General features: G+C 55.3%; 20 protein-coding genes and 2 tRNA genes. 4 read left to right on the forward strand and 18 right to left on the reverse strand.

Annotated features, from left to right (window positions below; translation table 11 throughout):
• Positions 1-231: 231 nt before the first annotated feature.
• The 18 genes from E8D52_04150 to xerD form a co-directional block, all read right to left on the reverse strand.
• Positions 232-2,070, reverse strand: coding sequence for a hypothetical protein (locus E8D52_04150; protein TKB70246.1), 1,839 nt, complete (start codon positions 2,068-2,070; stop codon positions 232-234).
• A 362-nt stretch (positions 2,071-2,432) separates the two neighbouring features.
• A complete protein-coding gene (locus E8D52_04155; protein ID TKB70247.1) occupies positions 2,433-2,879 on the reverse strand; it encodes a c-type cytochrome in 447 nt (148 codons plus the stop codon).
• A gap of 397 nt (positions 2,880-3,276) precedes the next feature.
• Positions 3,277-4,197, reverse strand: a complete 921-nt coding sequence (locus E8D52_04160) for a helix-turn-helix domain-containing protein (protein TKB70248.1) — start codon at positions 4,195-4,197, stop codon at positions 3,277-3,279.
• Positions 4,198-4,204: 7 nt separating this feature from the next.
• Positions 4,205-4,888: a tetratricopeptide repeat protein gene (locus E8D52_04165; protein ID TKB70249.1), complete on the reverse strand. Its 684-nt coding sequence runs from the start codon at positions 4,886-4,888 to the stop codon at positions 4,205-4,207.
• Positions 4,885-5,799, reverse strand: coding sequence for a sugar kinase (locus E8D52_04170; GenBank protein TKB70250.1), 915 nt, complete (start codon positions 5,797-5,799; stop codon positions 4,885-4,887). Before E8D52_04170 ends, E8D52_04165 begins: the two co-directional genes overlap by 4 nt.
• Before the next feature lie 2 nt (positions 5,800-5,801).
• A complete protein-coding gene (mtnP, locus tag E8D52_04175; protein ID TKB70251.1) occupies positions 5,802-6,701 on the reverse strand; it encodes an S-methyl-5'-thioadenosine phosphorylase in 900 nt (299 codons plus the stop codon).
• Positions 6,702-6,714: 13 nt separating this feature from the next.
• Positions 6,715-7,722, reverse strand: a complete 1,008-nt coding sequence (miaA, locus tag E8D52_04180; protein TKB70252.1) for a tRNA (adenosine(37)-N6)-dimethylallyltransferase MiaA — start codon at positions 7,720-7,722, stop codon at positions 6,715-6,717.
• An 86-nt stretch (positions 7,723-7,808) separates the two neighbouring features.
• Positions 7,809-9,710: a DNA mismatch repair endonuclease MutL gene (mutL, locus tag E8D52_04185; protein TKB70253.1), complete on the reverse strand. Its 1,902-nt coding sequence runs from the start codon at positions 9,708-9,710 to the stop codon at positions 7,809-7,811.
• The gene (gene ybgF / locus E8D52_04190) at positions 9,646-10,407 is read right to left on the reverse strand and encodes a tol-pal system protein YbgF (protein TKB70254.1); all 762 of its coding nucleotides are present in this window, start codon (positions 10,405-10,407) and stop codon (positions 9,646-9,648) included. The genes mutL and ybgF (E8D52_04190) overlap by 65 nt, the downstream gene beginning before the upstream one ends.
• A gap of 4 nt (positions 10,408-10,411) precedes the next feature.
• Complete coding sequence (gene ybgF, locus E8D52_04195; protein TKB70255.1) at positions 10,412-11,812, reverse strand: tol-pal system protein YbgF; 1,401 nt, start codon at positions 11,810-11,812, stop codon at positions 10,412-10,414.
• Between the two features lie 64 nt (positions 11,813-11,876).
• Positions 11,877-12,590 (reverse strand): peptidoglycan-associated lipoprotein Pal, encoded by a 714-nt coding sequence (gene pal / locus E8D52_04200; protein ID TKB70256.1) that lies wholly within the window; start codon positions 12,588-12,590, stop codon positions 11,877-11,879.
• A 79-nt stretch (positions 12,591-12,669) separates the two neighbouring features.
• Positions 12,670-14,010: a Tol-Pal system beta propeller repeat protein TolB gene (gene tolB, locus E8D52_04205; GenBank protein TKB70257.1), complete on the reverse strand. Its 1,341-nt coding sequence runs from the start codon at positions 14,008-14,010 to the stop codon at positions 12,670-12,672.
• Between the two features lie 3 nt (positions 14,011-14,013).
• Positions 14,014-15,093, reverse strand: a complete 1,080-nt coding sequence (locus E8D52_04210) for a TonB family protein (GenBank protein ID TKB70258.1) — start codon at positions 15,091-15,093, stop codon at positions 14,014-14,016.
• Between the two features lie 16 nt (positions 15,094-15,109).
• Entirely contained in the window at positions 15,110-15,550 is a 441-nt protein-coding gene (locus E8D52_04215; protein TKB70259.1) for a protein TolR, read from the reverse strand.
• A complete protein-coding gene (locus E8D52_04220) occupies positions 15,547-16,248 on the reverse strand; it encodes a protein TolQ (GenBank protein TKB70260.1) in 702 nt (233 codons plus the stop codon). The genes E8D52_04215 and E8D52_04220 overlap by 4 nt, the downstream gene beginning before the upstream one ends.
• Positions 16,249-16,321: 73 nt before the next feature.
• Positions 16,322-16,399: transfer RNA gene (locus E8D52_04225), tRNA-Asp, on the reverse strand.
• A gap of 128 nt (positions 16,400-16,527) precedes the next feature.
• Positions 16,528-16,603, reverse strand: a tRNA-Val gene (locus tag E8D52_04230).
• Between the two features lie 98 nt (positions 16,604-16,701).
• Entirely contained in the window at positions 16,702-17,658 is a 957-nt protein-coding gene (xerD, locus tag E8D52_04235; GenBank protein TKB70261.1) for a site-specific tyrosine recombinase XerD, read from the reverse strand.
• 44 nt (positions 17,659-17,702) lie between these two features.
• Here xerD and E8D52_04240 point away from each other — a divergent pair, with 44 nt between their 5' ends.
• From E8D52_04240 to E8D52_04255, 4 genes are all read left to right on the forward strand, one after another.
• Positions 17,703-19,760 carry a tetratricopeptide repeat protein gene (locus E8D52_04240; GenBank protein TKB70262.1) on the forward strand — a complete coding sequence of 686 codons (2,058 nt, stop codon included), beginning with the start codon at positions 17,703-17,705 and terminating at the stop codon, positions 19,758-19,760.
• A gap of 36 nt (positions 19,761-19,796) precedes the next feature.
• Positions 19,797-20,537: a site-2 protease family protein gene (locus E8D52_04245; GenBank protein TKB70263.1), complete on the forward strand. Its 741-nt coding sequence runs from the start codon at positions 19,797-19,799 to the stop codon at positions 20,535-20,537.
• Complete coding sequence (trpS, locus tag E8D52_04250; protein ID TKB70264.1) at positions 20,534-21,526, forward strand: tryptophan--tRNA ligase; 993 nt, start codon at positions 20,534-20,536, stop codon at positions 21,524-21,526. Before E8D52_04245 ends, trpS begins: the two co-directional genes overlap by 4 nt.
• A 160-nt stretch (positions 21,527-21,686) precedes the next feature.
• The gene (locus E8D52_04255; GenBank protein ID TKB70265.1) at positions 21,687-22,340 is read left to right on the forward strand and encodes an IS3 family transposase; all 654 of its coding nucleotides are present in this window, start codon (positions 21,687-21,689) and stop codon (positions 22,338-22,340) included.
• The last annotated feature ends 9 nt before the right edge of the window (positions 22,341-22,349 follow it).

Below are 22,349 nucleotides of genomic sequence, written 5' to 3' on the forward strand. Positions count from 1 at the left end.
CCACTCAAGCCGGATGACCGCCGCATCACTCATCTTAACCTCACTTCCTTTGCTCACCTCTTCCAAAGCGCCCTAAATCTCTTCCACTATGCTGAACATATTGCCCGCCCTAACATCATGCCCATCATTATTTCGTGACAAAAAAGAGGGTGAGAAGTTACCTTCCCACCCTCCTTCAATCTGTCATCATCTCAGCAGAGGCGATGACTCGCCCCTGCTGAATCTCCACCCCTATGGGTTGGTGACTTGTAGCTGAATACTCCCTGTGTCGGTCATCGCTGGATTGATCGTGATCGTGTAGGTGTCCGTAGTCGCCAGGGTCACCGGACTCAGATTGAAGCTCCCAGCTGAGCTCGTGGCCCCAGCCTGTAAGACTCCACTCGGCGTGTAGAGGTTCACGGTCACGTTACCGAACTTATTGTTAGTGGCCTTGATCGTGACCTGTTGGTTCGCCGTGCCAGCAAACGTATAGCGGCCATTCTGACCGGCCCGGCTGATCATGATCATCCGAGACGCGGCATTCATCTTCAGCGAGTCCGCAACTTCTGTTGAGAGGGTCACCGTCATATTGCCAGTATAGGGTCCACCTGGACGGACGAGGACGGTATAGATCCCGGTCGTCGGCAAGGGATTGGGGACTTCGAGCGATCCACCCGCCGTACCAATCGCAGCTGAAGCGAGTGTGGTGCCCTCCTGACTCAAAACCGAAATGCTGCTCGACGTGAGCCCCACAGATGTGAGTCCGAGGCTCACCCATTGCCCGGCACTACCATTAAACGTATACCGTGCTGTCTTGCCTGGCTTGTTGAGACTGACGATCGCCGGCGCTCCATCGAGCGCAATTGTGCCAGTGACTGGAGAAGACAGGGCGAGCGTGACGCTGCCTGTGTGGTTGCTGACTGGATCTACCACGATCGTGTAGCTACCCGACTCTGGCAATGCTGTGCTCGGATCGAGACTGCCGCCACTTGGACCAATCGTTGTTGACGCCAACTTGGTGCCATCCGGCTTCAACATCGACACGGTGCTCGATGCGATCGAGACCCCCGTGAGACCGAGATTCACCCACTGGCCCGCCGTCCCATTGAACGTATAGATCGCTCGTTGGCCCGGCACGGTCACTGTCGGCGTCACGGCCACTTGGTCGGTCATGATGGTACCGGTGAGGTCCGGCGCGTTGTAGAGCGCAAGCTTCACATTGCCCGTGTAACTCAGCTCCGGATCGATCAGGATGGCGTAAGTTCCGGAAGTCGGAAGAACTTGAGTATCGAGGACAGCCCCTGCACCTGCGAATGAGGTTGGCTGGCTTAGTGGGCTTCCGTCTGGTTTCAGGATGGCGACGTGCCCACTCCGGATGGTCACATCACTCAACTGTAAGCTGACCGCTTGTCCGCCTGTGCCCGAGAAGGTATACCGTGCATTCTGGCCGCTGCGGCTGATGGGAATCGATACTGCCGATCCCTGAGGAACGATTTCGCCCCCCAACTCGTTTGAAACCGTGATCGTGACTTTTCCTGTGTACCCACTCATCGGATCGAGGAAAATCGTATACGTGCCTGTCGCGGGCAATTCTTTGAGATCAACACTACTGCCGTTGATCTCGCTGGACGAAATCCAGGCAGCCCCTGAATCACCGGTCAGCTGATAGGATGACGTGGAGGTCTGGACCTGCGTCAGGGAGGAAGGTTCCCGATACATGGTCGCATAATAGTGTTTTACCGCAGAAGGCTGAGTGGCCACCGCCGTACCATCCGGCCCATGGACGAGGACTCTGAACTGTGTGAGGGTGACGCCACTGAAGCCGATATTGATCCGCTGGCCTGCCGTGCCATCAAAGGTCACTGAGCCTTTTTTACTTGGAGTCGAAATAGTCGCCGTCGTGGATTCTCCATTCACAGCGATGCGACCGTTGTACTCGATGTCCGCTGCCGCGACGCCGGACGGTGGAGCAGGATCTCCGGCGTAACTCCTCTCGGTAGCAGGACTGGAAATGATTCCCGCTGACGCAAGCAGAAAAGTCGCTGTTGCCACTGGTACTCGGCACTTCACCCACGGCCATAGGCTGTCCATAGTCGCCCTCCTATTGATAAAAACCGACGGCTCTTGGTGGTATGTCACCTCGTGTGAGTTGGTATACAGATATGTAGGCTAACGCGCGAACTCTACCCTCTTTTGTGTCCATGACGCAATCCCCTTAGGCTCCTATTCAATGATTGTCTGTACCATCCCCCCAAATGAGGGGATCAGATCCATGGAGGTTCTGCACGTCACTTCCATCAGATGTAGAGGAACTATATGGGGCTAGCCAAGCAAAGAAGAACGAGACCGGGATAGACAGCTGTGCGCATGCAATCAGACTGGGAGCAAAAAAAAGAGGGTGGAGAGTTGCCTCTCCACCCTTCTCTTGTGACTCACCAGAAGCTTCTCAGCAACTACTCGCCCTTACAGAAGCTCCGCTCATAGTTGATGACCGACCAGGCTTCTTCTTCCGTGATCGCAGCAGGGATCAAGGACACCATCCCCGTTCCGGGGCTGCCGTTCTTAATAACCCAGAAGAGTTCACCATCTTTCCGTTTCTTATGGAACTTGCAGTTGGTGAAATCCCGCGGGCTTGGACTCAGGATCTTCCCAGCTTCACCTTGACCGTCCCCGAGCTTACCATGACAATTGAAGCATGTGCCCTTCCCCTCGTAAATCGCCTTGCCTTTGGCAAGACTCTCGGGAGTGGACGCAACCGGATTCTTCACCGCTTTGGCATCGGCCATCTGATCCGGCGGAACGCGAGGCTTCAACGGCTCTTTTTCTTCAGCCCCAACGACTGAGACCGAGAGAAACATCACTGCTGCTGCGATACTTAAAAACTTGGACAGATACCCCATTACACGTCCTCCTTTGTGTTGGACCCACTGAGCTGGAGTGACACCCCAGATTGCCGACTCGTCTTCGCAATTTTCAAGAGCCAGTTAAACGCTCGAACTATACCAATGCCCTTGAATTTCTGTCAAGAAAACATCCCCCTCTCTATCGCTCATCTTGCACTCACTCCCGTCTCCTTCTGACCGAAAGAAGATCAAACCTCGTGCCAATATGAACTCAAAAAGAGACAAGCAAATGTCGGCACTTATGTGGTTCACCGTAGGCTCATTCCAGATTTTCATGGATTTCGTGACACCTTTGCGCCTCACCCACTCCATCCACGCCTCATGGGCATCGGTGGCAACACAAGCGTGCTTTATTGACGGGAAACAGAAATGACGAAAGAGGTGAGACGAAGGGCTACCGCTTTAGCACGATGTCCCGAGCGACTTTGCCGCTTGGGCCGAAGGGCTTTTGAGGTTTGCCGTTGAGTTCGGCCTTGACTCCCCCGGCGTTCCCAAGGGTCAAGATGAATTGGTCCTGTCCCTTCCAATGAGCTTTTTCGCCAGGCCGGAGCAATGACTCTTGAGGACTCCCGTTATCAATCTGCACAACGACCCAGCTCAACTCCGTCGCTTCCAGGTCTAATGCCAGCTGGCCGTCCACAACAGTCTCCGTTGCGTTCAATGCTATTCCAGCTAACGGGCCATCGCTTCCGGGAGAGGCCATCACAACCGTTTCCGGCTCTGATCGTGAGACTGCACTAGCAGATGCGACAGGTTCCTGTCTCGGCAGGGTGTCAACTGTTGTCTTTGGGGCTCCGGCATGCATCTCGGTCGGTTTCGGAACCTCGGCGGGACGTTCGGGCTCACGGGCCGTTGCGGACGGAATTTCTTTCGCCGATTGGGTCGTGCGTTTCGTCGCCGAACCTTGCTCAGCAGTCCCACGCCGAAAGACCGATGATTGCTCTCGGCTGAGGAGAAAAATCAGCGTCAGAACGGCGATACTGATCGCAATCGTCACGGCTTTCCGATTAGACTGGCGTTTCCGGTCTTCTTCAATCTGTCGCACCTTGAGCCGCTCACGCTCATCCTGTTTTTCGTAAAAAGATCCGGCAGATTGGATAAAGCGATGAATCGCATCTTCCTCATCCAAGCCCAGCGATCGGGCGTAGGAACGGACAAACCCCTTTGCGAAGACTTGATCGGGTAACTTGGCGAAATTCCCGTCCTCGAGCGCCTTGACGAAATCCGTGCGAATGCGGGTTTTCGAGGCCACCTCGTCAACCGTCAACCCTTTCGTCTCTCGGACTTGCTTGAAAAATTCTCCAACCGACTCCATAAGTCTCCTACTTCACTCGCGTCAAGAGCTCCGCTGCCGCCACCGCCAGCTCTCCACCACTCTTATCTAAGGTTGCTACTTTCTTGAGAATGTCACGGGCTCTGGTCATATAGCCCATTTTATAGTACACCCGACCGAGCTCAAGGTGCGTCATCGCAGGTGGGACACTTGGAGGACTCGCTGATACGGCATCTTCCAACGCCTCCATCGAACCCTGAAGATCACCCTGGTGAGCCAGCGCACGGCCGAGATGAAACCGAGCGAGGTCCGGTGTCGGATAGAGAGGATTGGCCAGCGCCTGCCGGTAGAATTGAATCGCCTCGTCCCACCGATCCTGATTGGCCAACACTTGCCCTAGATACGTCTGCGCTTCGGAGTAGGTTTCATCGGCCTTGATCGCCGCCCGGAATTGCTCTTCTGCGTAAGACAACTTGCCTTGCAGCGCATACACGTGTCCCAGCGCGTACCGCGCCTCCTTATTGGCCGGATTCAACTGGACGGACTTCTGAAACGAGACGAAGGCCTGTTGGCGATCTCCCGGGAGACTCGCAACACCTTCTTGATAATGCCCTTGCGATTTTTGCATCAGGTCTTTGTCGGTCGCGCAGCCACCTAGGAGACTGAGGAGGCCTACACAGACCAGCAAGCGATAGGCTCGCTGCCGACCGAAGATCCAATTGCCTCTGATCATCGAACATCCTCAAAATGCGTGAGCCGCTTAAACTCGGCGAACCGGGCCTGAATCTCTTTGTAATCCAGGATTCGTAATCGGTCAAGACTAAAGGATTCTACGGTAAATGACGCCATCACACTCCCAAAGATAATGGCTTGTCGCATGGCCTCCGGAGACCGGTTTCCTGTCGCCGCCAAGTAGCCCAAAAATCCACCGGCAAAGGTATCTCCGGCGCCGGTCGGATCCCGTACGTCTTCGAGCGGAAAGGCTGGCGCACCGAAAATCTGTTGTTCGTTGAACATGAGCACACCATACTCGCCCCGCTTGACGATGAGATGCTTCGGCCCTCGGGAAAGCACGAGCTTGGCCACTTTCATCAGATTGGAATTCTGGCCCAATGCGCGCGCCTCACCATCGTTGATGATCAGCACATCCACCTTCTCCAATACCTTCCAAAGCGCATCGCGCTGGCCGTTGATCCAAAAATTCATGGTGTCGCAGGCTACCAACCCAGGACGTTTCACTTTATGCAACACGTCGAGTTGAAGCTCCGGGTGGATATTCCCCAGGAACAGCACGTCCGGCGAGAGATAGGCTTCAGGAATCTGAGGACGAAATGTTTCGAACACGTTGAGTTGCGTATCCAAGGTATGCGCTTCGTTCAGCTGATGCGTGTATTCCCCCTTCCAACGAAAGGTGGCCCCGGGGCGCTGTTCAAGACCCGTGAGATCAATCCCACGGCTTTTCAGAAACGCAATATGCTGTTGGGGGAAATCCTCTCCGACGACGGCAATGAGCGCGACGGACGTGAAGAAACTGGCCGCCGTCGAAAAATAGGTGGCTGACCCCCCAAGAATCTCGGTTCCTTCGCCGAACGGCGTTTTGACCGTATCAAGCGCAACTGATCCCACGACTAACAGCTTCCCCATGGCTAACGAACTCCTTTCTTTAGTGACAGCGCACGGTCAATGAGCAGGGAGAGTTTCTTCCTGGCAGCTGAAGAAATTCGATTCGGCGCCGTCAGAATGGCACTATCCAATGCCCGATGACAAGGGCACTCGATAGGGTTGGTGAATGCGGGCATCACCGCGCGCAGGATCTGTTTGGCCAACACGACGTTCCGATGAAGCGTCCCCAACACCGCCTCCACGGTGACCGCTTCTTCTGTCTCATGCCAACAATCATAATCGGTCACCAGCGCCAAGGTCGCGTAACAGAGCTCTGCCTCACGGGCCAATTTCGCTTCGGGCATATTGGTCATCCCGATTACATCGACGCCCCATTGCCGATAGAGGCGTGATTCGGCTTTCGTTGAAAACTGCGGACCTTCCATGCAGAGATAGGTCCCACCGCGATGCAGATGGGCGCCGACGTGTTCTCCAGCCGTCAGAAGAGCCTGTCTCAGTTCGGCACAGATCGGCTCACCGAAGGCGACGTGCGCCACGATTCCGTCGTCAAAGAATGTCGAGACACGCCGTTTGGTCAGGTCGATAAACTGGTCTGGGACAGCGACGTCGCCCGGCTGAATCGATTCCTTCATGCTACCGACCGCGCTGACCGAAATCACATGGGATACCCCCAGAGACTTGAGCGCAAAAATGTTCGCACGGTAGTTGATCTCGCTCGGATTCAACACATGGCCGCGCCCATGCCGTGAAAGAAAGGCAACTCGAATCCCTTCAAGTGACCCCACAGTAATCGCATCGGACGGCGCTCCAAAAGGCGTACGAACTCGGACTGACCGAGCGGAAGTGAGCCCTTCAATGTCATAGAGTCCACTGCCTCCGATCACCCCAACGGTCACCCGCTTATCCTGTTTTTTTGTCTTCATGCTGATCCTTTTACTAAGAGGCTGGCGGCACTACAGCAAGCGGTTTCTGTTGTCCCAGTGTGCACATAAATTGCTCGATACGTGCGATCACTCGTTCCGCCGTCCGCTCATAGGGCTCATTGTCGTCGATCAATAGCCACGCAACTCCCACTTCGCTTCGAAACCAGGTCATCTGCCGTTTCGCAAAATGTCTCGTGTCGCGCTTGAACCGACGCACCATTTCGGCGTAATCGTACTCATTCGCCAAATAGGCTCCGATCTGGCGATAGCCGAGACCTTTCATCGAACCGAGCTCGCGCCCATATCCCCGATCAAGCAATGCTCGAGTCTCTTCTACCATTCCATGCGTCAACTGCCAATCGATTCGTTCCTCGATCCTTCGATACAGGGTCTCTTTTCTACGCTCAAGGCCGATCAGAAGAGCGGAAAACGAAGCCTCCTGAAACCTGTGTTCGGCCTGCATGGTCGACAGGGGGCGGCCCGATAGCCGATAGACTTCTATCGCCCGCATGACTTTGGATTCATCGTTTGGGTGTAATCGTGCTGCTGTTTCGGGGTCAATGCGCATCAGCTCTGCATAGAGACCGTCTCGCCCCCGTTCATCTCTCAATTTCTTGAGATCTCCCCGTACCTGAAGATCGGCCTGGGGCGCTGGACATAACCCCCGCACCAAGGTTCGGAGATATAACCCCGTTCCACCCACAACGAAGGGTAACCGCCCCGCACTGTATAAACGTTCGATTTCTATTACCGCAACCCGCCGATACCAACCGGCGTTGAACGTTTCGCTGGGGTCGACCACATCAATCAGTCGGTGCGGCACATCCCGACACTCCTCCGCAGTCGGTTTATCCGTTCCGATATCCATCCCTCGATACACCTGACGAGAGTCTGCCGTCAGTATCTCGGTACTGAAATGTTTGGCCACCAACAATGCAGCCCGACTCTTTCCGACGGCTGTCGGTCCGAGGAGCACAACCAAAGGACGGTGGTGACGCACACCTTCTGATAGCATGTTCACGTCAGCGCTGCCGAAACAGATTAATCATATGCACCGCAGCACCGCGCGCTCGACCACTGTCGGTCGCCGCTTCCGCGCAACACAGCTTACCAACCAACTCGTCCAAACATTCTCTCGAGGTCTGTGATGCTAAGTCGGAAGGACGTTCTCCGCCCGTGCGGGCAGGTCGTGATCTCCCCTTCAGTACGCCAGTCCTCAATCAGAACCTTGATTTCTTCCGATTTCATCGAGCGCCCGGCCCGAACCGCGCCGTGGCACGCCAACGATGCCAAGACTGATCGCACGCGTGCCTCCAGACCGGGAACACTGTCCCATTGCGTGAGGTCATCCAAAAGATCCTGCAGAAATGTAGTTGGATCGATCTTGCCGAGACCGACGGGAATTGCCCTGATCAACACAGTTGAGGAACCAAAAGGTTCAATGTCCACTCCCAACCGTTCCAGGTCATGTTGGTAACGCTGAAGCACCGCCGTTTGCAGTGGCGGTAATTCGACCGGATCAGGGATCAGTAAAGGCTGGGCCTGAATACCACGGGTCGTCCACGCGCGATAGAGTCGCTCAAACAGAACCCGCTCATGAGCCGTGTGTTGATCGATCACCGTCAGGTCACCGCCGACTTGAGCGACTAAGAACGTCCGATTGATTTGCCCCAGTACAGTCACCTCAGCTGAAGGCACTCGTACGTAGGGCTCCGCCGCTTCGCTCACTAACGGCAATTGGGCTTCCTGGCCAGGCGACAGAGTTGCCGATGCCGCGTCAACGGATTCGGCTACAGGGAGAGTTGTCACGATAGAACCCAAGATCCGTCGGACGGAGGACTCTACGAACAAGGCCTTCCCACGCTCATCGGTCTTTCCGCCGCTCAAGGCTTGGCGGACCGCTCGCCGGACGAGTTGGTGAATCATCTCGCCATCAGAAAATCTCACTTCACGTTTAGTGGGATGGACATTGACATCGAGGCGGTCCGGGTCAATGTCCAGAAACAACACGAATCGCGGGTGACTCCCCTTGGCAAGAAATGCCCCATACCCTTCCCCAACGGCATGAGACACCGCCACGTTGCGCACAGGACGACGGTTCACAAATAACTCTTGCGGGATGCGAGCAGGCTTTGCATGGACCGCATCCACGATGTACCCGCTGAGTTGAACCCCGGGGACCGAAGCCTTGATCCGAAGACTGTGGTCGAGAAAGGTGCGCCGATAGACCTGCGCGATTCGATCATCATCTGACGAAGCGGACGGGTAGTTGAGGATCTCCGCGCTATTGTGCGACAAGCGGAAATGAATGGACGACCAGGCAAGCGATGCCTGCTGGACGACCCGACTAATATGCGAGAACTCCGTGATGGTCGACTTCAGGAACTTCTTCCGGGCCGGCTGATTGTGGAACAGCTCTGCGATTTCGATGCGTGTTCCCCGGACCGGAGGAGCATCGGCAATCCTCCCGATCACTCCCCCAACAACTTCCAACTCTGTCCCCACTTCGGCAAAACGAGTCGTCGTCATCAGCCGAACATGGGCCACTGCGGCAATGCTTGGCAGCGCTTCGCCTCGAAACCCCATTGTTCGAATGGACCAGAGATCGAGGTCGGATCGGAGCTTGCTCGTGGCATGCCGCTGAAACGCGAGCGGGGCGTCTTCCTGACTCATCCCCTCCCCGTCATCAGTCACCCGAATCAAGGAGAGTCCTCCGTCCTTCACATCGATCGTGATGGACCGACTTCCCGCATCGACGCTGTTTTCGAGGAGCTCCTTGACAACCGCCGCCGGACGTTCGACCACCTCTCCTGCGGCAATGCGACCGATAACCTCTTCTGGAAGAATACAGATCCGACTACTGCCGTCGGTTTTCAGCACGACACGATACTCCTCAAGAATGAGCAGGCGGTGATGAGGCGGGGATGTCGCGTCACGGCGACGATCATCGGATTTCGGCCAACTTATTCTTGGCCAGCTTTGATTCGTCCGATGAGGGGAACTCTTCAAGCACTCGCTTCAGATTCTTTCTTGACCGAGGGAGATCACCGGTCTCAGCCGTCGCTAAACCAAGCTTATACAGCGCCGCAGGCACCTTTTCGTTCCCTGGATATTCCGCCACAAGAGAGTCGAATGTGTGGATGGCCCGCCCATAGTCTTTCACGTTGTAATACGACTCTCCCAACCAATAGTGCGCATTCGGCGTCAGAGACGTACCGGGAAAATCCTTAATGAACCGTTGGAACCCTGCGACCGCAAGCTCGTACTTTCCACTGAGATAATCATTATAGGCCAGATTGAACGCGGATGTCGGGGTAATTCCAGACACCGTCCCCGTCGGCTCTACAGATTGCATCTGTTTGACCGGCCTGGAAGCGCGCGGCTCAGTCGGGGAATCCACCTTGGCAGATACCTGGCTGGCAACCTCTTCCAGTTTTGCCAATCGACTTTCAAGTTTTTGAAAGCGAGCTACTAGATCATCGAATCGCAACTTCGCTGGATCCGTCTCCTTGCTCCTCTCGACGGCATCCAATCGACGCATCGCGCTATCCACCCGTTGATGATCCTGATCCTGCGTTCGCGAGATAGTCGAGAGCTGATTACGCATTTCCATAAAATCGGCATGCTTGGCACAGCCGGCAAGCACGACGGTCGATGCCAATACTCCCCATGCCGCAGAACGGGATACAAGTGTACGGACACACATGTTGCTACCGCACCTCCTTAAGTTGCACCAGTTTGTCCGAAGCCTTTCCCGCCTCAACCGTTTTCGGGTAGAGTGTGACAACCTGCTTGAAGGCGGATGACGCTCGCCTTTTATCCTTCAGAGCCAAATACGCATACCCTTTCTTCAAGATTGCAGCGGGGACTTTTTCGCTACCAGGATAGTCGATCTCCACTTTATCGTAGGCATCAATCGCTCGTTGAAACTCTTTCTTGCCGAAATGCGACTCTCCCAGCCAAAAGCGGGCATTCGGCGCAAGAGTGGAGTTTGGATACTCATCAAGAAATCCAGTGAATCCTTGCCGAGCGCCTTCCAAATCCCCATCCCGAAAGAACCCTAACACCCGCTCATAACGAACCCGATCAGGTGGATCGGCGCTGGCCTGAGCCGGTTCAAATTTTGGTACTTCTTGGGGAGGAACAATTATTGTCGAACCACCCGCCGTCTCTGACCCAGCAGACAACTTTGAGGCTTCCGCTCCGTCCATGATGGGCTCATTGGGGCCTAGCGCGGAATGGTGCACTGGCTTGTGAGCCTGCTGAAGAAGAGCAGGCTTATTGGATACGTGCTCAAGAGTTTTCGCCAAGACATCGATTCGTCCGTCCTGATCATCCAGACGAGCCGTGACCTTTTTCCCAACAGCTTCAAGCGCCCTTGAGATGGACACCATGCTTCTATTAACATCTTCCGCATGGGTCGCGGTCGCTTTTGAGTCGCTATCGATTCTCGACGTCAGATGCTTGATAACCTGCTCATGGTCGCCCACGCGATCATTGAGTCCGGTCAGCGCCTCTCGAAACCCCGTGAGCGCCTGATTGAACTGCGTGAACTTTTGAGAGATCTGTTCAATCTTATTCTGGTGCTCGGCCAGCTCTTTTTGATGCCCTTCCAGCTTGACATCGATACGTTTGGTTAACCCCTCGTTCGTGCGCTGAACGACATCAATGACCTCTTTTTTCAACGCCTCCATGGCCTTCGATAGTTCATCAAGCCGAGCCGACACCTTCACGTCCTGCGTCTCGAAGCTCTTCTGCATCCACAGATACCGTGTGCTGCTGTCGGCTTCGAGCTTGGCCGCTAATTGTTCCAGTTTTTTGGTCTGCTGCTCCAACTGGGCTGACCGATGCTTAAAATCCTCCTGTTTGCCCTGGAGCTCTCGTGCCTGGTGCAGAGCCTTTTCCAGTTCTCCTCGCAGCTGCGGCAGTTCCTGTTCGCGTAAGGTTGAAAGTTCCTGGCTCTGCCTGGCTCTGGTCTGAGACAGCTGCTGCTGAAGATCTTTTTCCGCTTTTTTCAGGTCAGACTGCTGCGCGACACATCCAGGCAGAATGAGACCGCCCACGGCAATACCGAGGAGCACACCATGCGCGGTTCGTAGTTGAAACATCATGTTCTGAGATCCTACCGACCACCTACGATCAGGGCACGTTCAGGCGAGCGGCGCAATCAGCTCACTACTTTTCTGCCTTGACAGCGAGATGTCCTCGGCGGTTCTGCGAGTAACACGATTCTGTATGTTCTGTGCAGAACGGCCGTTCTTTGCCGTAGGAGACGACCGATAAATATGTGGGGGCCACTCCCAGCTCGACGAGATAATTCCGAACGGCCTTCGCGCGCTTCTCACCCAGCACCAAATTGTATGCTGAGGTGCCGCGCTCATCACAATGGCCTTCGATTTTGAGCTGTGAGGTCGGATTCGATCTGGCCCATTCCGCATCACCAGCTAGGGCATGACGTCCTTCATCGGTGACTGAAAAACTGTCGTACGCGAAAAAGACATCCCGAAGTCCGGCAGCGACCGAAGCCACCTGCTCCGCGCGAATTTCAGCCAACTGGCGGGCCGACGCGCCGGAATCTGCTTTGGCAACCATCACATTGGCATGGCCAACACCGCCTGGACTCCCTGTATTACCGGCATGTCCACCCAACCGTTCTTCCGAAGGATTGCGATCCAACCCTCGTAAGTTGTTCGACTCATTACGTCCAGAGAACGACGTATCGGGAAAACTGGAACCGGCTCCGTCTTTGCTTCCCCCTCCCTTGGCCGTCTCGTCTTGTAACGCCTGAATATCACCCCCAGATCGAACCGCCTTCTTCGAACAGGCTGGCATTCCCAGTACGATAATACCAAGAATCAACGGCAGATAGCTGACTGGTATTTTTTTCATTGGATTCCTTCCCTCCTGTGAGATACCGTCCCTTTTTCTTACAACCTAGGACGATTGCCGTCAATGCCTTCCTGGAAATTCACGAGGCGGGGGACCAGGACGGCGCGCTATTATGTGTGCCGGTGAACGTAATGCGCTCGAGGTCTTTACCGTCCGCATCGATCATGTAGATCTGACTCTTCCCTTCCACCGTCGAGCTGAACACGAGATGCCGTCCATCTGGAGACCAGGACGGAGAATCATCCACGCCCAGTCCTGTCGTTAATTGCAGACGTTTCTGACCATCGGGGGTGATCACACACAGTTTGTACTCTTTTTTTGGAGTTCGACACACATAGGCAATCAAATTGCCTCGAGGAGACCAGACCGGCGCTGCATTATAGTCTCCTTCGAACGTCAATCGACGCACATTGGATCCATCCGCACTCATGAGGAAAATTTGTGGGCCACCGCTCCGATCGGACGTAAATACGAGCTCCCGGCCCGAGGGCGCCCACGAGGGCGACAAGTCCCCGGCCGCATGCGTCGTCAGTCGTTGAACAGCTTTCGTCTTAGTATCCAAACGATACAGTTCGGCATTTCCTTCATGGCTTGATGAGTAGGCCAGCGAATTCCCATCGGGAGAGAAAACCGGAGTGATGTTCAGCCCCCCTTGCGCGACGAGTGTCCACCGCTTTCCCGTGGCCAGCTCAATCATGTCGATATCCTGCGTATTTCGATTACGGTACGTCGTGAAGACCAGAAATCGGCGATCCGGCGACCAGCGTGGCATCAGATTCAAGAACCCATCGGCCGTCAGCTGACGCGGATCATATCCATCGTAATCCATCACGAATAATTCACGAGCCGTCCCCAATTCCGAGACATAGGCGATCTTCGTCCGAGCGATTCCCGGCTCGCCCGTATAGCGAAAGACCAACTCATCGGCAAAACGATGGGCCATAAGGCGGGCGACGGACGCCGAACCGACATAGCGTTTCCCCCCCACGACTTCATTGCTCCCGGCGTCATAGACATAGCCATCCATGCTGAGATCAGCATCCTTGTTCCCACTCTTCATCCCCGCCTGACCCCACACAATGACTGATACTCCATTCTCGGCGGCTTGCTTGAATGAGGGATCAGGCTCCGCCCCGAGATGACCAACCTTCATGCCAAGACTCGGCAAATCGACAAGCGAAAAGACCAGCGAGCGCCGCACGTCCGCCTTCAGCACGTCTTCGATGCGCGTGCCCAGCTTCACACGTGCCTCAGGTGACTCCGATCCGCCCAGGTTTTCAATCCCGGCGATTCCAAGTGGAATTTTCTGGAAATCCTGCCTGGTGGCTTCAAGAAAGACGTCGGCGGCACCGGATTCAATGATCCACGCCACGCCGATCGATACACACAGGCTGACGAACACAACAACTCGAAACGCCATGATTTATCCTTGTGGCTCTCCGACGGTAAAGGTGAAGTGCGCATCAAAATACAGATCCGTGATATCAGCTGGGAACACCGGTAATGGGTTTGCACTGAGAACAGCCCGTTTCCCGGCCAAATCATAGTACTCGTTTCCCGACGATTGCTCGATCGCCACACCGGTGACCGATCCGTTCTTATGCAGTCTGAACTGTACGACCACGACGTACGCATGGCTGGTCAGATCCATGGGCGGGGCATTCCAAGAATTGCTGATTCGTTGTCGCACAAGCGCAAGATACGCATTGGATCCCGCAGCCATCCCTGGAACCTTCAATGTGGTGTCGACAGCCTTGGCGCTCTGTATCTTCGCTTCAAGCTGAGGCACAGGCTTTGACGGCACGTCTACTGGTGGTGCTGCTTTGGGCACCTCAAGCGTCTTGATCTTCTTCAATTCCTCGTCTAATTCCTTCGCCACATCTTCCGTCAAGGATGAGGACTGAGCAGAAGCAACCAGCTTTTTTTGCGTTGTTTCCTTTGTTTCCGTCACAACCGGTACATCGGGCAGCTTCATCACCGGTGACTTTCTCGGCTTGTCCTCCGGGCTGATGTCGCCGTGCTTTGGAGCATCCGGAGGCAACTCAATATCTTTCATAATATCGCGCATGAGATCATTCGACGGTTTGGCTGGAGCCACCGGAGAAGGAACAGGTGCTGCCACCACCGGCGGAAGGGGCACGGGTGCCGCTTTCACCGGAGGAGCAGTTTTAGGCTGTTCAATGAGTTTGGGACGCTCAGGAGCTTTGGATTGCTCGATAGGCTTCGTCTGCTGTACCGGCTTGGGCTGTTCGACCTCTTTCTTAATCGGCTGACTTTTCTGAGGTTCAACGGCTTTCTCCTGAAGCGTCGGCAGACTCGCAAGGGAAATCTCCATCGACGTCAGAGGCCGTTCGCCATGTCGTGGCAGTCGAACCCAACCCACCATTGCCAGGATGCCAATATGCAGGACCAGAGAAACGATAACAGCAACGCCCAAGCGACGAGTCAGTGTCGCCTGCCATTCATCATCCGAAACCATGCCGGCTGATGCCCAAGCCTGCACCGTGGACCTTATCCTACTAATTGTGTTGGGATGACGTACCCTCACTGACACGTTCAGGTCCGGTGGGGTCAGTCACCATACCAAGCTTCTCGATGCCAGCTTGTTTGACTCCATCCATCACCTGAACCACAATTCCGTATGGCACGTCCCGGTCAGCGCGTAAATACACCGACACATCGGCATGCTCTGCTTTCATCATGCGCAGCTTTCGCTCTAACTGAGCGACGCTCACCGGATCCTTGTCGAGGTACAGGCGTTGATCCTTTTCGATCGTCAGCACCGCTCGGATCTCCGGCTTGATCGTGTTCGACGCGGAAGTCGGCAACTTGATGTCCATGCCTCGATAGAGCATCGGCGCCGTGACCATAAAGATCACCAGAAGCACCAATACCACGTCCACGAGCGGAATCACGTTGATTTCGGCTAAAAATCGTCGCTGCCTCGTCTCAAACATCATCCCTTCGCTCCGACGGAGACCGGAGCGACGGGTCTCGTTTGGGCTGGAATCAACGCCAGGAGCTCCACCACAACCGAATCCATATGCATGGCGGCACGTCTGATACGTACGAGAAAGTAATTATAGGCAATGACGGCTGGAATGGCGGCAAACAATCCGGCTGCGGTCGCAATCAAGGCTTCGGAAACGCCGGGAGCCACCGCCGCAATACTGGCTGTCCCTTGGGTTCCAATTTCCCGGAATGAATCGATGATGCCCATCACCGTTCCCAGGAGGCCCACGAACGGGCAGATATTTCCGGTCGTCGCAAGAAACGGAAGAAACGCTTCCAACTTGTCGATTTGCCCCTGCGCAAGATGGGCCGCCGTCCGCTCCATCACATGTCGATCATAGGCGACGGAACCGTTTTCATTCCTCTCAGTGGGGAGGTAGCCGATCCGTTGAATCACGGCATGAAAAATCTTTGCGCAGGGACTCCCGATCGTCTGTTGCGCATGCCGAGTCACGTCCTCCACATCTCTGGCCCGCAGCAACAAAGTCATAAAATGACGATCTTTTGCATCAGCGGTGCGAAATGCGGCCAACTTGTAGAAGATGATGGCCCAGGACGCAACGGAAAAGCAGACCAGGAGCACGAGGACCACCTTGGATACGATCCCGAGCGACAGAATAACTCCCAGTGGTCCGGTTTGAAACATACGAGTCTCTACTGTCCCTCCTCAGCGTTCACGATTTCTTGGCAAGGTGGATTGTACCAAACTCTGAAGAAAATGGCGGGGCCGACGGGATTTGAACCCGCGACTTCCAGATTGACAATCTGGCGTCCTAACCAGGCTGAACGACGGCCCCGCAAAGTCTATCGATGGCAGAACAACAGCACGACAAGACGAAATCAGTGGTCGCCAATCAACCCTGCGCAAGGAACAGATCCTCCGCCAAGCACACACACCCTCGATCTGCGTACCACCACTTCTGCATGGTAGGCGGAACAGGGATTGAACCTGTGACCTCTGCCTTGTAAGGGCAGCGCTCTCCCAACTGAGCTATCCGCCCAATTTTCTTGGCAACCGATGCGGAGGGTATCAAGTCCATGATTCCTTGTCAACGGGCTCACTACCGTTCATTCAACCTCACACGATGCTAATTCTTAGCTATTTGCGCTTCGTAGAAGTTTCCACACCTGACTGTCGTCGACCGCGCTGTCGCGGAAAGTATTGGCGATGGACGTGCCGTAACCGGCTGCCTTCCACATGCGTATAGATTTGAGTCGTCGCGATGTCTGCATGCCCCAACATGGATTGCACCACTCGCAAATCTGCTCCCCCCTCCAGCAGATGCGTGGCAAAAGAATGCCGCAACATGTGCGGAGAAATCGATTTCGAAATACCAGCGCGTCGGGCTCGCTGCAGAAGCAGCTTCCAAAATGCCTGCCTCGTCAGTCCTCGTCCTCGCCGGCTGATGAACAAGACACGGGACGATCGCCCTTTGAGTAGAAGGGGTCTCACATGTTCGACGTAATCAACCAGGATCTTGACCGCAGTCTGTCCAATCGGGACGACTCGCTCCTTAGCACCTTTCCCTACGACTCGCACACAGCCCAGATTCACATCGATCTGCGACAGACTGAGTCCAACAAGCTCTGACACGCGAAGACCCGCCGCATACAGCACTTCCAGCATCACGCGGTCGCGTTGATCCTCAGCACGACCGCGAACCGGCAGCTCTAGCAACACCGTTATTTCCTGGTGTGTCAGCGTCTTCGGTAATCGAACCGGCCGATGCGCCGCCGTCATATCACGGAGAGGACTGGTCTTCACGAGGTGTTCCCGAACCAGAAAGCGATACCACCCTCGCATCGCCGAGAGAAGGCGAGCAATCGATGAAGCCGCGAGGGCCTCGTGTTTGAGGGTTGCGAGAAAGGACCGGATCGTGTGCGGTGGAACGGAGTCTCCGATACTGAGTCGGTGCGACAACAAGTATCGCTGCAAACGTAAAAGATCTCGCCGGTAGGACTCCAGCGTATTAGCGGCTAATCCACCTTCAATCCGCAGCTCACTGAGATACCGTTCAAGCAAAGGGTCCAGCAATGGTGCCGTTGGTTCAGCCATGGCGGTCGATGAATGAACTATAGCCAACTCGCTTCATCAGTACAATGATGCCACCGTACTTCTCCTTGACAGGTCGCACCCTTTCCGATACTAGTCTGCCTACGGCCTACCGCCGATCAAACGCAATGCTCACCTACTCATATCACCCCTCTTCCAGCTCTGCATGGCCGCCACTGATGGTCGCAATGGCGCTTGTGCTGACGCTCGGAGTCGGCCTCACGTCGACTCAACTGAGCGGAGCAGAGGCGGCAGATCCCGTCAAGATCCTTCCTCCCAACCCACCGGCCTTGAACCAGGCCAAGCACTTGATCGAGAAAGGGGATCCAGAATCCGCAGCCACAGCCTTGCGTCGATTCTTGACTACCACTCCACCAGCTGAATACCTCGATGATACCTATCTTCTGCTGGGCGCCGCGCTCTATGGAATGAAGGACTATGGAGAGGCAATCCGCTCTCTGAACCAACTTCAGACGGAGTTTCCCGAGTCCGACCTCGTGGATCGAGGTAAGCTCATATTGGCCCGCATCCATGCCGCGATGGGCAATATCGACTTGGCATTGCCGTTGCTGACACAAGTACGGACAACGGCACTCGACGACGTAACAAAGCGCGAGGCACAGCAGCTGACTGCCGAGGCCTTCGCCCAAAAGAAAGACTATGTCCGAGCCATCCATACCTTACTGGAAGGCATGGCCGGCAGCACCGACACACAGATGGCGGAGACCCGGGAACAGATTCGTCAATTCATCAATGAAAAGCTGGACAAAAAAGGGTTGACCCGGGTGCGGGATGCCTATCTTCGTTCCTATCCTGGCGACCTTGCCTCCCTCCGACTGATCGACTACTACATTGTGCGAGGCGAAGACCACTTGGCAGAACGGGAGACCCGGCATTTTCTCGCTGCGTTTCCTGCTCACCCCTCCGTCCCGAAAGCCAGCGAATCACTGGAACTCATCAATTCAAGGTTGAAATCCAACGAATATTTTATCGCAGCCGTCCTTCCGTTGTCAGGCCACTTGTCCGCTTTCGCCAATGACGTCCTAGAGGGCATTCAGTTGGCAGTGGAACGGGCTCGTGAGCAACCTGGCAGCCCATCCGTTGGCTTGATCGTGAAGGATCATGATGCCGATCGGCCAGGCTTTTTGGACGATCTCTCGACGCTACTTCATGACGACCGTCCACTCGTCGTCATTGGCCCAATGCTGTCAAAAAACCTTCCGGTCATGGCCGAAATGGCACAAAAAACCAGGATCCCCTTGATTACCCCGGCAGCGACTCTCCCCAATGTCCGTCGGTTGGGCAGTTACCTCTTCAGTACGTCGTTGACCTACGCCATGCAAGCCGAACGCATCGCGACCTACGCCGCGAAACAGCAGGACTATCGACGATTCTGCATTCTCCACCCCGACACCGTCTATGGACGAGAACTGGCACGGCTCTTCGCCCAGGAGGTGCGCCGATTCGATGGCGAAATTATTGCGATAGAAGCCTTCAAGGAAGGCGAAACGGATTTTGGCCCGCAGATCCAGCGGCTCAAAGCCGAAGACCTGAAAAAGTATGGGCTGGCAGTTCCAGTTGACATACCACGACAGCCCGGTAAGCCCCTCAGTCGAAACGAAAAGCGCGTCCTCTACACGCCAGGGTTTGACGCGATCTTCATCCCAAGTCGCTCACACGAGATCGGCCTCCTCGCCGCACAGCTGGCGTTTCATGACATCAAAGCCCCACTGCTAGGGACCAACGGCTGGAACTCGCAGGACTTTGCCCGTACCGCTGATCGGACAGTCGACGGTGCAACATTCGTGGATGGCTTCTTCGTCGATAGCCCGAATCCTGCCGTACAGGAGTTTGTTCAGCGGTACCACAAGCGCTTTCAGTCCACCCCCTCGCTCTTCACCATGCAAGGATATGACGCCGCCAGAGTCGTCATTGAAGGCGTCCGCCACGGAGCAACCTCCGGCGAAGCGCTTCACGACTTCCTCATGACGCAGCGCAACCTACCGACACTTGCCGGACCGGCCAGTTTTGGACCGGATGGTACCCTGCACCGCCCGCTCTTTCTTCTACAGGTGAAACAGGGTAAGTTTGTGCAATTGGATTAACCAGGTTATTCGAACTGGGGCGAGAACTGACCACTCATGAACTCCCTCTCACAAATCATCCACACAATCTCGTATATGGGACTCCCCCTGTTGTTCGCGATGGTGCTCCATGAATATGCGCATGGGTGGATGGCGGAGAAATGCGGCGATTCGACCGCAAAACGTGAAGGACGGCTCACCATCAATCCACTGGCCCATATCGATACGTTCGGCACGATCATCTTGCCGTTGATCTGTTTGATATTGCCTGGGAGCTTTCTGTTGGGCTGGGCCAAGCCGGTTCCGATTGACCCTCGGAATATGCACCAGCCTCGACGCGACATGGCACTTGTAGCAGCTGCCGGACCGGGGATGAACCTGCTGCTCGCCGTCGTCAGTGCCTTGCTCTTGGCGTTGATCCTGACGTTCGAACCGACCTTGTCGCCTCGCAGCGCCACCGAGGCTGAAGAGTCTTCAGGTCTCCTCACAACCATGTTTTCTCGTCCAATCGCCGTCATGGCGCTCTATTCCGTCATGATCAATGTATTTCTTGCACTGTTCAACCTACTTCCCATCCCACCGCTCGACGGCGGCCGGATCCTCACGGCGCTGCTGCCGCCAAAACCAGCGATGACACTCGCGCGATTGGAGCCCTATGGCATGCTCATCCTGGTGGGGCTCATTGTATTCGACAAAGAGCTAGGCATTATCCACATGATCACTGGAACCTTTGCCAAGGGACTGTCCGGAACAATCTTGTCAACAGCACTCGGCCTCCGTCCAGGAGTTGCAGAATGACCACACCTCGCAGACGCGTACTCAGCGGCATGCAGCCCAGCGGCCTCATGCATCTCGGCAACTATCTTGGTGCCTTAGAAAACTGGAAGGCCTTGCAAGAACAGCATGCCTGCTATTTCTTCGTCGCCGACTGGCACGCGTTGTCGACGAACTATGCCGACACCAGTCGCATTCGTACCTTTGTGCAGGAGATGCTGATCGATTGGCTGGCCGGCGGTATCGACCCGGACCGGTCTACGATCTTTATCCAGTCGCGGATTCCGGAACATGCGATCCTGCATCTCTTACTCTCGATGATGACGCCTGTCTCGTGGCTGGAACGCAACCCGACCTACAAGGAGAAGCAGGAGGAGATCAAGGAAAAAGACCTCACGACCTACGGCTTTCTCGGCTACCCAGTCCTCCAAGCCGCCGACATCCTCCTGTACAAACCCGATTTTGTTCCAGTAGGGAAGGATCAACTCCCCCATCTAGAACTGACGAGAGAGCTCGCCCGGCGATTCAACGATATCTACAAAACAGCAGTCTTTCCTGAGCCGAAGGAACACCTGACCAAGTTTCCCAAGGTGCTTGGCACCGATGGCCGAAAGATGAGCAAGAGTTACAATAATACGATTAACCTCTCTGATACCGAACCAGTCGTTCGGCAGAAGCTCAAGACCATGGTCACCGACCCAGCCCGTGTGCGGCGGACCGACCCAGGCAATCCCGACCTCTGTCCCGTCTACGAATTCCACAACATCTACTCCCCACAAGAGGTCAAAAACCAGGTCAACACAGACTGCCGATCCGCTGCGATCGGCTGTATCGACTGCAAGAAACTCGTGGCGGACCGCATGGTGGAACAGTTGGCACCGATCTGGGACAAACGCGCCAAACTCACGCAAGCGCCATCCCGCGTCGATGAAATTGTCGATACCGGCAGCAAACGAGCTGCTGCAGTCGCCAGTGCAACGCTACATGAAGTAAACGAGGCCATGAAGATCTGACCCGATTTCTCCCCTTGAATCTTCTCCTGCAAGATTTGCGAATCCGCTAAAAGAACCAGCTGGTCAGTAGAAGAATGCCTCGCAGGAGATCTATCAGCGAGGAGTGCGCGCTATGACGCACTGGGCCAGCCAATTATGATTTGGAAGTATCACTCTGCTCTTGGCATTGATCTCGCTCTCCGGATGTGGCACCTGGTGGCACGGCGACCATCACTCCGTCACTATCTTCACAACACCACTCGATGTTCAAATCGTGGTTGGTGACCGCGTCCAGCTACTGAGACCGGGAACGGTCTCGCTCAACCGAAAAGAGGTTCTCCGCAGATTAGAGTGGGTCAATGAGAGGGCGTCTTCTTCTCCAACCCCGCAACAAGCCTCCGGCATCAAGGATCTGTTCACCTGTGAAGTGATCGGGCATACCATGGGTGCTCGGATGACGACGGACTTGGTGAGCGACGCCTTAAGGAAAGCGGTGGGGACGAAGCGCCCACGCCCAGGCTTGATCCACCACTCCGACCGTAGGTCCCAATATTGTGCTCAGGACCATCAGGCGCAGCTGCGGCAGTTCGGCATGACCGCGTTCATGAGTCGGAAGGCCAACTGCTATGACAATGCGCCGATGGAGAGCTTCTGGGGGACGCTGAAGAATGAGCTGGTGCATCATCGGCGGTATGCCACGCGGGAGCAGCCCCAGCGGGAAATCACGGAGTACATCGAGCTGTTCTACAACCGTCAGCGGCGACATTCTCGGCTGGGGAATTGCTCACCTGCGGCATTTGCCCTTCAGTGGGCCCGTCAACAGCCGGCGGCATGAGGCTGTCAT

Source organism: Nitrospira sp. (assembly GCA_005116745.1).
Classification (GTDB): Bacteria; Nitrospirota; Nitrospiria; order Nitrospirales; family Nitrospiraceae; genus Nitrospira_D.

Excerpts from the sequence above, each read along its gene's own strand:
- E8D52_04245 (TKB70263.1), top strand. The coding sequence starts at position 19,797 with ATGAACTCCCTCTCACAAATCATCCACACAATCTCGTATATGGGACTC.
- E8D52_04150 (TKB70246.1), bottom strand. The coding sequence starts at position 2,070 with ATGGACAGCCTATGGCCGTGGGTGAAGTGCCGAGTACCAGTGGCAACA.
- ybgF (TKB70255.1), bottom strand. The coding sequence starts at position 11,812 with ATGATGTTTCAACTACGAACCGCGCATGGTGTGCTCCTCGGTATTGCC.
- trpS (TKB70264.1), top strand. The coding sequence starts at position 20,534 with ATGACCACACCTCGCAGACGCGTACTCAGCGGCATGCAGCCCAGCGGC.
- E8D52_04215 (TKB70259.1), bottom strand. The coding sequence starts at position 15,550 with ATGATGTTTGAGACGAGGCAGCGACGATTTTTAGCCGAAATCAACGTG.
- E8D52_04155 (TKB70247.1), bottom strand. The coding sequence starts at position 2,879 with ATGGGGTATCTGTCCAAGTTTTTAAGTATCGCAGCAGCAGTGATGTTT.
- E8D52_04220 (TKB70260.1), bottom strand. The coding sequence starts at position 16,248 with ATGTTTCAAACCGGACCACTGGGAGTTATTCTGTCGCTCGGGATCGTA.
- E8D52_04170 (TKB70250.1), bottom strand. The coding sequence starts at position 5,799 with ATGGGGAAGCTGTTAGTCGTGGGATCAGTTGCGCTTGATACGGTCAAA.
- xerD (TKB70261.1), bottom strand. The coding sequence starts at position 17,658 with ATGGCTGAACCAACGGCACCATTGCTGGACCCTTTGCTTGAACGGTAT.
- E8D52_04160 (TKB70248.1), bottom strand. The coding sequence starts at position 4,197 with ATGGAGTCGGTTGGAGAATTTTTCAAGCAAGTCCGAGAGACGAAAGGG.
- tolB (TKB70257.1), bottom strand. The coding sequence starts at position 14,010 with ATGGCGTTTCGAGTTGTTGTGTTCGTCAGCCTGTGTGTATCGATCGGC.
- pal (TKB70256.1), bottom strand. The coding sequence starts at position 12,590 with ATGAAAAAAATACCAGTCAGCTATCTGCCGTTGATTCTTGGTATTATC.
- E8D52_04240 (TKB70262.1), top strand. The coding sequence starts at position 17,703 with ATGATGCCACCGTACTTCTCCTTGACAGGTCGCACCCTTTCCGATACT.
- mtnP (TKB70251.1), bottom strand. The coding sequence starts at position 6,701 with ATGAAGACAAAAAAACAGGATAAGCGGGTGACCGTTGGGGTGATCGGA.
- E8D52_04165 (TKB70249.1), bottom strand. The coding sequence starts at position 4,888 with ATGATCAGAGGCAATTGGATCTTCGGTCGGCAGCGAGCCTATCGCTTG.
- ybgF (TKB70254.1), bottom strand. The coding sequence starts at position 10,407 with ATGTGTGTCCGTACACTTGTATCCCGTTCTGCGGCATGGGGAGTATTG.